Source organism: Pirellulales bacterium (assembly GCA_035656635.1).
Lineage (GTDB): Bacteria > Planctomycetota > Planctomycetia > Pirellulales > JADZDJ01 > DATJYL01.
The window spans coordinates 1-10,240 of record DASRSD010000132.1 but is presented as its reverse complement, the minus strand read 5'-3'; the positions used below and the strand labels follow the sequence as shown (position 1 = coordinate 10,240).

General features: G+C 57.0%; 5 protein-coding genes. 3 read left to right on the top strand and 2 right to left on the bottom strand.

Annotation, left to right across the window (positions count from 1 at the left end; genetic code table 11):
• Positions 1-711: alcohol dehydrogenase catalytic domain-containing protein (locus VFE46_12390; GenBank protein HZZ28793.1), on the bottom strand; the 711-nt coding region annotated here is incomplete at its 3' end.
• A 170-nt stretch (positions 712-881) separates the two neighbouring features.
• Between VFE46_12390 and VFE46_12385 the strand changes: the two genes are divergently transcribed.
• The 3 genes from VFE46_12385 to VFE46_12375 all read left to right on the top strand — a co-directional run bounded on the left by VFE46_12385 (position 882) and on the right by VFE46_12375 (position 7,974).
• Positions 882-3,350 (top strand): glycoside hydrolase family 95 protein, encoded by a 2,469-nt coding sequence (locus VFE46_12385; protein HZZ28792.1) that lies wholly within the window; start codon positions 882-884, stop codon positions 3,348-3,350.
• Positions 3,351-3,413: 63 nt separating this feature from the next.
• On the top strand, positions 3,414-5,069 hold the full coding sequence (locus VFE46_12380) for a fucose isomerase (protein ID HZZ28791.1): 1,656 nt from the start codon (positions 3,414-3,416) through the stop codon (positions 5,067-5,069).
• 469 nt (positions 5,070-5,538) lie between these two features.
• Positions 5,539-7,974 carry a glycoside hydrolase family 2 TIM barrel-domain containing protein gene (locus VFE46_12375; GenBank protein HZZ28790.1) on the top strand — a complete coding sequence of 812 codons (2,436 nt, stop codon included), beginning with the start codon at positions 5,539-5,541 and terminating at the stop codon, positions 7,972-7,974.
• 30 nt (positions 7,975-8,004) lie between these two features.
• Here the strand turns inward: VFE46_12375 and VFE46_12370 are convergent, their stop codons facing one another.
• Complete coding sequence (locus VFE46_12370; GenBank protein ID HZZ28789.1) at positions 8,005-10,110, bottom strand: BBP7 family outer membrane beta-barrel protein; 2,106 nt, start codon at positions 10,108-10,110, stop codon at positions 8,005-8,007.
• Positions 10,111-10,240 lie beyond the last annotated feature (130 nt).

The window sequence follows — 10,240 nt, the reverse complement described above, 5'->3', positions numbered from 1 at the left end:
ACCGGTGGCATCGAACACAACATCGGGCAAGTGGCCCTGGGTAAGCTCGCGCAAGTCGGCTTCTATTCGCTCGGAAGGCAACAATGTATGCGTCACGTTCATTACCCCCCGGCAGAATACCAAGCGTGCCGGCTGAATGTCGAGCACAATGATTTTGGCGCCGGCCAATTTCACAAATTCCAAAACCGACAGGCCAATCGGCCCCGCGCCAATAATCAAACACGTTTCGCCCGCTTGCACCGCCGCACGGTTCACAGCATGGCAGCCAATCGCCAGCGTTTCCACCAGCGCCAGTTGCTCGAAATCCAGCTTTTTGGCCGGGTGCAGCTTGCGCGTCGGCAATACAAATTGCGGCCGCAACCCACCATCAATGTGTACCCCCAGCACTTGCAAACGCTCGCAACAATTGGGCCGGCCGCGGCGGCTGGCGTAACTGGCCGGATCGTTGATATACGGTTCCACTGCGCAGCGATCCCCCACTTGCACATTCGCTGCTCCCGCTCCTACTTCCAATACTTCCACGCCTAATTCGTGGCCGGGAATGCGGGGATAGCTGAACAGCGGCATTTTCCCCAGGTAGGCGCTAATATCGGTCCCGCAAATTCCAACCCGATGCACCCTGACCAGCGCTTCGCCGGCGGCTGGCTTTGGGGCAGCCTCGACGTTAATTCGCTGCCATTGTTTCGGTGCTGCTAGCGAAAGAGCTTTCATCACGATACACTAAGCCAGTGCCAGATCAGGACGCCGCGCAATCGTTGGGCAGCGCACGCGGTAGATTCCAAAGCCCAGGGTAGCAATCGCTGGGCTTGTCGACACACCGGGGGGAAATGTTTATCGTACCCGACATGAAGGCGCGCCTTCAACGGCCGAGAGATATTTCCATGCATCACCCAATTCGCAGCACAAGCGCCGTGGTTGCGCTCAGCATGCTGCTATTCGATTTGGTCATTTGCCCAGCCCCGCTGGGGGCGCAAGCGAAGAATAGCAAAGCGGAGAAAAAGGACGATCCGGCCATCGCCACCAGCGTGGTCTTTGCCGGTCAGGCTCTCGCGCTCGACGCGCCCCTCTCGCTGTGGTATCGGCAACCGGCCAAGCAGTGGACCGATGCCCTGGCAATTGGCAACGGCCGCTTGGGTGCCATGATTTTCGGCGGCGTCGACAACGAACGCATTCAACTCAACGAAGATACCCTGTGGGGCGGCGGCCCGTACGATCCCAGCAATCCTGAGGCGCGCGAGGCGCTGCCCAAAGCGCGCGAACTGGTCTTTGCCGGCAAGTTTGTCGACGCGCAGAAGCTCATCAACGAAAAGATGATGTCGCATCCCGTGCGCCAAATGCCCTACGAAACCGTCGGCGATTTGCTGCTCACCTTTCCCGACATTCACCGCGTGAACAACTATCGGCGCGATTTGAATCTCGACACGGCCATTTCGCGCGTCGAGTTTGAAAGCGGTGGAACCAAATTCAGGCGGGAGATTTTTTCCAGCCCTGTCGATCAAGTCATTGCCCTGCGATTCACGGCCGACAAGCCCGGCAGCATTTCGTTCACTGCCGGCATGCGCACGCCGCAAAAAGCGTCAATCCGCGCGCTTTCGCCGACTACGCTGTTGATGAGCGGGGAAAACGGCTCCGCCCAGGGAATTGCCGGAGCGCTAAAATTTCAGGCCCGAGTGCGAGTGCTAGCCGAAGGCGGGAAAACGGAAAACACGGACGACCACATCACGGTTTCCAATGCCAATTCGGCCACGCTGCTCATCGCCATGGCCACCAGCTACAAAAATTACCAGGATGTGAGCGGCGATCCGGAAGCCCTAACCACCGACGCGATTGAACAGGCAGCGAAGAAATCGTGGGACACTTTGCAGGCCGCTCACGTGGCCGAACATCAACGCTTGTTCCGGCGGGTGAAATTGAATTTAGGCGGCAACGATCGCCCTGCCACAAAATTGCCCACGGATGAACGCATCGACCATTTTCCGGAGGGCAACGATCCGCAATTGGCGGCGCTCTATTTTCAATTCGGCCGCTACTTGTTGATTTCCTGTTCGCGCCCCGGCTGTCAGCCCGCCACGCTGCAAGGGCTGTGGAACGAAAGCATGAATCCGCCTTGGGAAAGCAAATACACGATCAACATCAACACTGAGATGAATTATTGGCCGGCCGAAAGCTGCAATCTGGCCGAGTGCGTGGCGCCGCTGACCAGCATGGTGCTGGACCTCACGCAAACCGGCGCTCGCACAGCCGAAGTGAATTACGGAGCGCATGGTTGGGTCACGCATCATAACACCGATTTGTGGCGGGCCACCGGTCCCATCGACAAAGCCGATTCCGGCATGTGGCCCACCGGCGGCGCGTGGCTGTGCCTGCATTTGTGGGATCACTATGTATACGGCGGCGACCGGGAATATTTGGCCAAAGTTTATCCGGCCCTGAAAGGCGCTGCGCAGTTCTTCCTCGACACGTTGGTTGAAGATCCGAACACACACTATTTGGTCACTTGCCCATCGGTTTCGCCAGAGCACGGTCATGGACACGGCAAAACCTCGATTTGCGCCGGTCCGACGATGGACGAACAGATCATTCGCGACTTGTTCACCCACTGCATTCAGGCCGCCGACATTCTCGATACCGACGCCCCCCTGCGCAGCCAACTGGCCGCAGCGCAAAAGCGGCTCGCTCCCAATAAAATTGGCGAGGTGGGCCAATTGCAGGAATGGCAGGACGATTGGGACATGCACGCCGACGATTTGCATCATCGGCATGTGTCGCACTTGTATGGGCTATATCCGAGCGATCAAATTACTGTCAGCGGCACGCCGGAATTGGCTGCGGCGGCCCAAAAATCCCTGGAAATCCGCGGCGACAACGCCACCGGCTGGGGCCTCGGCTGGCGATTGAATCTTTGGGCCCGATTGCAGGATGGCGACCATGCGTACAAAATTTTGGCGCTGTTGTTAGCCCCGCAGCGGACGTATGTGAACATGTTCGATGCCCATCCCCCATTTCAAATTGACGGCAACTTCGGCGGCGCCGCCGGCATTGCCGAAATGCTGCTGCAATCGTTTGACGACAACCTGCCCAGCGAAAAAACGTCCGACAAAAACCCATCCACCGAAATCGACCTGCTCCCGGTCTTGCCCAAAGCCTGGCCAACCGGCAGCGTCACCGGCCTGCGCGCTCGCGGTGGATATGAAATCGACATGAGCTGGAAAGATGGCAAGCTGACACAAGCCAAAATCCGCTCCCTTCTCGGCCGTCCACTCACCATCCACTACGCCGACCAAATCTCCAATCTCACGCCCACCAAAGGGGAGCAAGTCGTGCTGAACGGCCAATTGCGTCAAGAATAACATCATTCCGCGTCGGGAATGCCCGGCGCATATTTTTTGTTTCATCCAGGCAATTCAATTCCCATGGCATCTGAAAAATCGAATCCCAAAAAAGTGCTTCTGGTGGCCAACGGCGATTTGCGGCTCTCGGCCAATCAAAAATGCTGGCCCGCCCAGCAGGAAATGGAGCAGGCGCTGACCAAGGCCGTGGCCGAGGCTGGCTACGAATTAGTGCGGGCCCATCCGTATAAAGCCGACGAGCAGCACGGCTTTATTGGCTCGCAGAAAGAAGGGATGAAAGTTTTCGCCGGCATCGATCCGCAAGCGCCGCTCATCGTGGCCGAGGCGGTGTGGCAATACTCGCATCACATTTTGGCAGGATTGATTTCGCATCAGGGGCCAATTCTAACCGTCGCCAATTGGTCGGGCACCTGGCCGGGGCTGGTCGGCATGTTGAATTTGAACGGCTCGCTCACTAAAGCCGACGTGACGTACTCCACGCTGTGGAGCGAAGATTTCCAAGACGAGGCTTTCAAAACGAATCTCCGCCGCTGGCTGGAAACCGGGAATGTGCGGCATGATACGAGTCATGCGCGTCGCATCTATGAAATCCAAGCTGAAACTCGCAAGGGTTTTTCCCTGGATGTGATTCGACCTGGCACTGAACTCGCTATTCAACTCAAGCGCGAAAAAGCCATCATGGGTGTGTTCGACGAAGGCTGCATGGGCATGTTCAACGCGATCATTCCCGATCATTTGCTCAATCCCACGGGCGTGTACAAGGAACGGCTGAGCCAATCGGCGTTGTATTACGAAACGACGCAGGTCAAGAATGATGAAGCGCGGGAAGTGCGCCGCTGGATGGAGCAGCAGGGCATGAAATTCGTTACAGGCAAAAACGAGGCTGACGAGCTAACCGACAATCAACTTTTGCAGCAGTGCAAAATGTACATTGCGGCACTGCGAATTGCCGACGACTTCGGCTGCGCGACCATTGGCATTCAGTATCAGCAAGGGCTGAAAGATTTGCTTCCCGCCAGCGATTTGGTCGAAGGGACGCTGAACAACACCCAGCGGCCGCCGGTGAAAAGCCGCGACGGCAAACGCGTGTTGTACGAAGGCCAGCCGCTGCCCCACTTCAATGAAGTCGACGAGTGCGCCGGCCTGGATGGGTTGCTCACCTACCGTGTGCACAAAGCGCTGGGGCAGCCGGTGGAAAACACGCTGCACGACTTGCGCTGGGGAGATCCGGACCGCTCCGGCACGACTGATCAATACGTGTGGGTGTTTTTAATTAGCGGCTCCGCTCCGCCGGCGCATTTCATCGACGGTTGGGCGGGCGCCAGTAGCGAGCGGCAGCCGGCCATGTATTTCCGCTTGGGTGGCGGCACGCTCAAGGGCATTTCCAAGCCGGGCGAAATTGTGTGGTCGCGAATTTATATTGAAGATCACAAGCTCAAAATGGATTTAGGCCGCGCCGAAGTGGTGAAACTGCCGCGAGAAGAAACCGAGCGGCGCTGGAAGCTGACGACGCCGCAATGGCCGATCATGCACGCCGTTACTTATGGCGTTAGCCGCGACCAGATGATGGCCCGGCACAAAGCCAATCATTTGCAAGTGGCCTACGCCAACAGCGCCGACGAGGCCGACAAGGCCTTGCTCACCAAAGCGGCCATGGCTGAGGCGCTGGGCATTGAAGCATTTTTGTGCGGCACGCGAAAAGGCGGGGCAAGCTGGTAAGCGCGGCCCACTCGTTGAATGGGACCGAATCGCCCTAAGGCAATCGCCAGAGCGCAATGCTTCGGGGACAATCTGCACGCCGCCCGGCTGCTTTAGTTGGGCAGTTAGCCAGTGTAAAATAGTTTTACCACTGGCCCAATAAAAATCTTGCATTCGGCTGGCGATTCGGATATGTTATCGCCCATGAACTGTAATTATGTACACATAGCGGCCGATTTCCGGACCGGTAGAAGTGCGGATGCCACCCGGGGGTTCGCCTGCGGGCTCATGCATTCCTTCCGCCGACCTTGCCCGCGTACAACTGCCTGCCGAAAACCGTTCGTAAATTGCCAAAATTCAGTCCCGCAATGCATTTTTTCCGAAACTTCCTGTGGGGTGAAGCTATTTTGTCGCCAGAAAAGAAATTCCGGACAAAACGGACAAATTCCTTCGATCACACTCAACCTAACTTTTGCAGAGAGATTTTTACGTGCTCAACCGTAGGCCCATAATCATTGTGCTGGTAACGGTGCTCGTCGCTTCGTTCGCTCAGGGTGCAGAGCAGCGTGGCCTGCGAATAATTTCGCCGTTCGATTCCGATTGGCGATTTTTCAAAGGCGATGCCCCGAGCGCCGAAGCGCCGACCTTTGATGACTCCACCTGGCGGAAGCTCGACGTGCCGCACGATTGGAGCATTGAGGGACCGTTCGATAAAAGCAATCCGACCGGCGGGGCGGGAGCGTTTTTGCCGGCCGGCGTGGGCTGGTATCGCAAGCACTTCACGCTGCCAAACACAGACCAAGGACGCCGCGTGTTTATCGAATTCGACGGTGTCATGGCCCACAGCGAAGTGTGGATCAACGGCCACTCGCTGGGCAAGCGGCCAAATGGCTACATCAGCTTTCGCTATGACATGACCGATCATGTTAATTTTGGCGACAAACCCAATGTGCTGGCCGTGCGCTGCGACAACTCGAAGCAACCAGCTTCGCGCTGGTACGCCGGAGCGGGCATTTACCGGCACGTGCATCTGGAAATAACCGATTCGGTGCATTTGGATTTGTGGCCGCAATACATCACCACGCCGGAAATCAGCGCCGATCGCGCCACCGTGCATGTTCACAGTAAGGTCTACAACAACTCCAACCAGCCGCATACGCTCACCGTGCAAACCGCCATCCTCGACCCGAGCGGCGCCGCGGCGCACGAATCGAAGACGGAACCGACCCGCTCGGCCCCCAATAAAACTATTGCAGCGGGCGAATCAGCGGAGTTCGACGAAGAGATTGATGTGGATGCGCCCCAATTGTGGGATCTCGAGCATCCCAATCTCTACGCCGCCCACACCAAGGTCCTGTTGCATGATAGCTCTTCCTCGCTGTTCTTCGATGACGCCACCGCGAAGTTCGGCATTCGTGAGGCCAAGTTCGACGCTGATACCGGCTTCTCGCTCAATGGGAAGAACGTGAAACTGCTGGGGGTATGCCTGCATCACGATGCCGGTGCGCTGGGCGCGGCAGTGCCGCTTTCGGTATGGCGGCGGCGGCTGGAGGCACTCAAGCAAATTGGCGTGAATGCCATTCGCACGTCGCACAATCCACCGGCGCCCGAATTCTTGGATTTGTGCGACCGTCTGGGATTATTGGTGATGGACGAAATGTTCGATTGCTGGGAAGTCGGAAAAAATAAGTTCGATTATCATCTGGACTTCGACGATTGGTGGAAAGCCGACACCACCGATACCCTGCTCCGCGATCGCGACCATCCCAGCATTGTCATTTACAGCGCGGGCAACGAAATTCACGATATCAATGCCAACAACGACAAAGGCTCTCAGCTATTCGTGCCGATTCGCGATGTAATGCACCAAGTTGACCCCACACGCCCCGTCACGGTGGCCGTACTGCAACCCAACCAGCATGGCGTGTATCGTAAAGGCGGCTTCGCCGAACTGATGGACGTGGTCGGCCAAAACTATCGCGAAAATGAACTTCTGGCAGCGCACGCGGCGAACCCGCAGTTCAAAATCATCGGCACGGAAAATCATCACGAAATGGGCGAGTGGATTTATCTGCGCGATAACCCAGCATACTCTGGCCAGTTTTTGTGGACGGGGTTCGATTACCTGGGCGAATCGCGCGCGTGGCCCAAGATTGGGTACAACTGGGGGCTGTTCGACCGGATTGGCTCGACCAATGGCATTGGCTATCAGCGCGAAAGCTGGTGGAGCGAGCTGCCCATGGTCCATATTGTGCGGCGCGAACGCCCGGCTGCCACTGGCCAAGGCGCGAATAATGCCGAGCGTCTGCCACGGTTGTACTCGGATTGGACACCGCACGTTTCGGGCGAATCCAAACCAGACGAAGCAAAAAACGAAATACCGTCGCAAATGGTCGAGGCCTATAGCAATTGCGACGAGGTAGAATTGTTTCTGAACGGCAAATCGCTGGGCAGCAAGCCGCGACCGGCGGACAACGCTTCGCCCCGGCAATGGAAAGTGCCGTTTGAAGCGGGCACGCTGAAAGCCGTGGCCAGCAGCGGCGGCAAAGTGGTGGCCACACACGAGCTCCGCACCGCCGGAAAGCCGGCCAAAATCGAATTGAAGAGCGACCGCGAAAAACTGGCCAATGATTGGGATGACGTAGGATTTGTGCGGGCGACCGTCGTCGATGGAAATGGCACCCCCGTACCGGATGCGAGTGATTTCATCAAATTCGGAATTTCTGGACCGGCTGCAATTGTTGGCGTCGACGCAGCCGATCCGGCCAGCACTGAGCCATTTCAAGCCAGCCAATGTAAACCATTTCATGGCCTGTGTGCAGCTATATTGCGTGCCACCGCTCCCCAGGGCGAAATCACATTGACAGCCGCTTCCGGCGATTTGCCGCCAGCAACAATTACCATTTCTGCAATCACAGCGAAATGAAAAAAACGGCCTTTCGTGTACCGCCGAATTTCAAAACCGCAACTCGATGCCGCCGGAAATGCCTTGGGCCCACATTGATGTGTCGCGCAACATTTCGGCCGGTTGATTTCCCACGCCCGTGGTCGGTCGTGCGGTCGGTAACGTGGTTGAACTAACATTCGTGTCGATCTGATCGCCGGCGCGAATCACACGGGTCAAATACAAGAATGTGTACCCCATGGTCAGTTCGATCTGATCGGTGAGTTGATAATGCAGGTTTAGCTCCATCTCGGGCAGAAACGCGAACTCATTGCGGCTATGAACGCCGTCGTTTGTGGGCTGTGCGAAAAGACCAGGGCCGTTGCTCATATTCCCGGAAGAATCGGTCGTGACAGTGTTGCCGATGATGTTCACCCATTCGTGCACGTTGCCGAATCCTAGCTGGAAGCTGCCATCCAGCGCCCAGCGATCGGCATGGCACATAAATTCCACGCCCAGTTGTCCGCCGTCAAACTCGCTTTTGGTTTGGAATTGGTCCAAAACATTCAAAGCGGTTTGATCTCCCAGCGTGTCGGTCACAATCACGTTCTCAAAAATCGTGAGGTTTTCTCGAAATTCCAAATGGCGATAGCCGGCCAGCCAACTTAGTTGTGCACCGCTATTCCGTTCGAAAACGTGGCTGAAGGCAATCTCGGCGAAATCCATCGTGCTGGTGGAAGTCACGCCAATCGTGGCCGGCGTGCCGGGTTGGCCAATCACATTCAGTCCCGGCCCTACGAATGCCGCTAGTTGAGCGTTTGGTATCCCGCCGCTGGTAAAGGGCCGCGCCAAAATTGTAGAGCCATCGGAGTTGGCAAAGAAATTCGCTGCTCCAGTCGGCTGCAGCACAGTAAACCAACTGGCACGCAAACCGTTCATCTGATCGTCATCGAACCAATAGCCCAGCGTCACTCGGCCGCCGTTGCGCGCTCCGCCGTCAATGTAATTGCCGCCGAATAAAACTCGCGCGTCGGGCAGCACGCCGGCATCCGCTTGCGGAGTTCCGGGCGGACTGGTCGTCACCAGCGGCGGCAAGTGATTCGCTTGAATCCACAGCGCCAAATAATCCACACGCACCCACCACGGATGGCAACCGCCGTCGTCTAAGCCGCTGCATGCGTTGTCGCTATTGCAGCCGGCGGAAGAGGAACCACCCGCTTGCATATTTCCCGCGCTGCTTGGAGCGCCGGTTCCGTTTGGCGTCGCAGCGGCTGGGCTGGGCGAGCCATCAACTTCGGGAGGTGGCATCGGCGGCCCCATGGCTCCGCCTTGCGCGGCACACTGCTGCAAGGCATCGCTCTTAAGTTCCGCGCCCACATCGTATGGGTCGACGTTGCTTTTCGAATCGTCGGCAGGCGGATCCAATTTTTTCGGTTCCACCGGCTGGGCTTCCTCCGGAATGGGCACGCCGTTCAACTTCGCCGGAGCCACATCGTTGGGATCGATCGTCGGCGCAAAGAAATCGGCATCGGCAAACACCACCGCCGCGGTCGCAAGCACCACGCAGGCTGCCGTGAGTTGATGAATGATCGATTTCATAAGCGTCGATTGAATGGCCACCGGGTCGAACCAACTTTCGCAGCCGGTCCTGTGTGGAACCGGCCCGCCGGCACATGAAGTCCAGCTTTTTGCTCCCGGCGTCCCGTGGCTGGGGGGCTGCAAGTCGGTGGTGGACTTAGTAAACCGTATCGACAGATAGGGTTTCACGGGTAAAACCGATTCTCCCAAACGCGGGGAGATTGGCTGCTGGCTGAGAGTTTTCCGGCAGTCTTCGGTCTCGACTAGCGGCAAACGAGCGGCAAAGTTTTCGTAGCAGGAAAACTCCCCCGAGGAGTTAAAGTTTGGCCAAATTACCTGGCCTAGCACATGTCCAAGTTTCCACTTGATCCATCCAAGGCGAACCGGAGCGGAAACGTACTCGCCAATTTTGTCCCAGCCTTTTTGTTTGGCGACAAAATGGTGCGATTTTGTCACTGGTTCTGTATCGCTTCTGCAGCAGATTTGCAACTCGCGCTGCAACAGCATGCGACAAAATCGATCGTATTTGCGTCCAAGATTGTGCATTGTTGGCGAATTGTTGTCAGCGGCCATTTCGTTCACGGCACATGTGGCTCCCACGGCAGTATGTTGCCGGCCACTGGAGTGCACGATCAATCGCCGCAGCGCCGGTAGCATGTACGCAGCACAAACGGCGTAAAGTCGCACAGCAGCGAGAAAAACGATGCAAAACAATATAAATGTACATGCG

Excerpts from the sequence above, each read along its gene's own strand:
- VFE46_12385 (HZZ28792.1), top strand. The coding sequence starts at position 882 with ATGCATCACCCAATTCGCAGCACAAGCGCCGTGGTTGCGCTCAGCATG.
- VFE46_12380 (HZZ28791.1), top strand. The coding sequence starts at position 3,414 with ATGGCATCTGAAAAATCGAATCCCAAAAAAGTGCTTCTGGTGGCCAAC.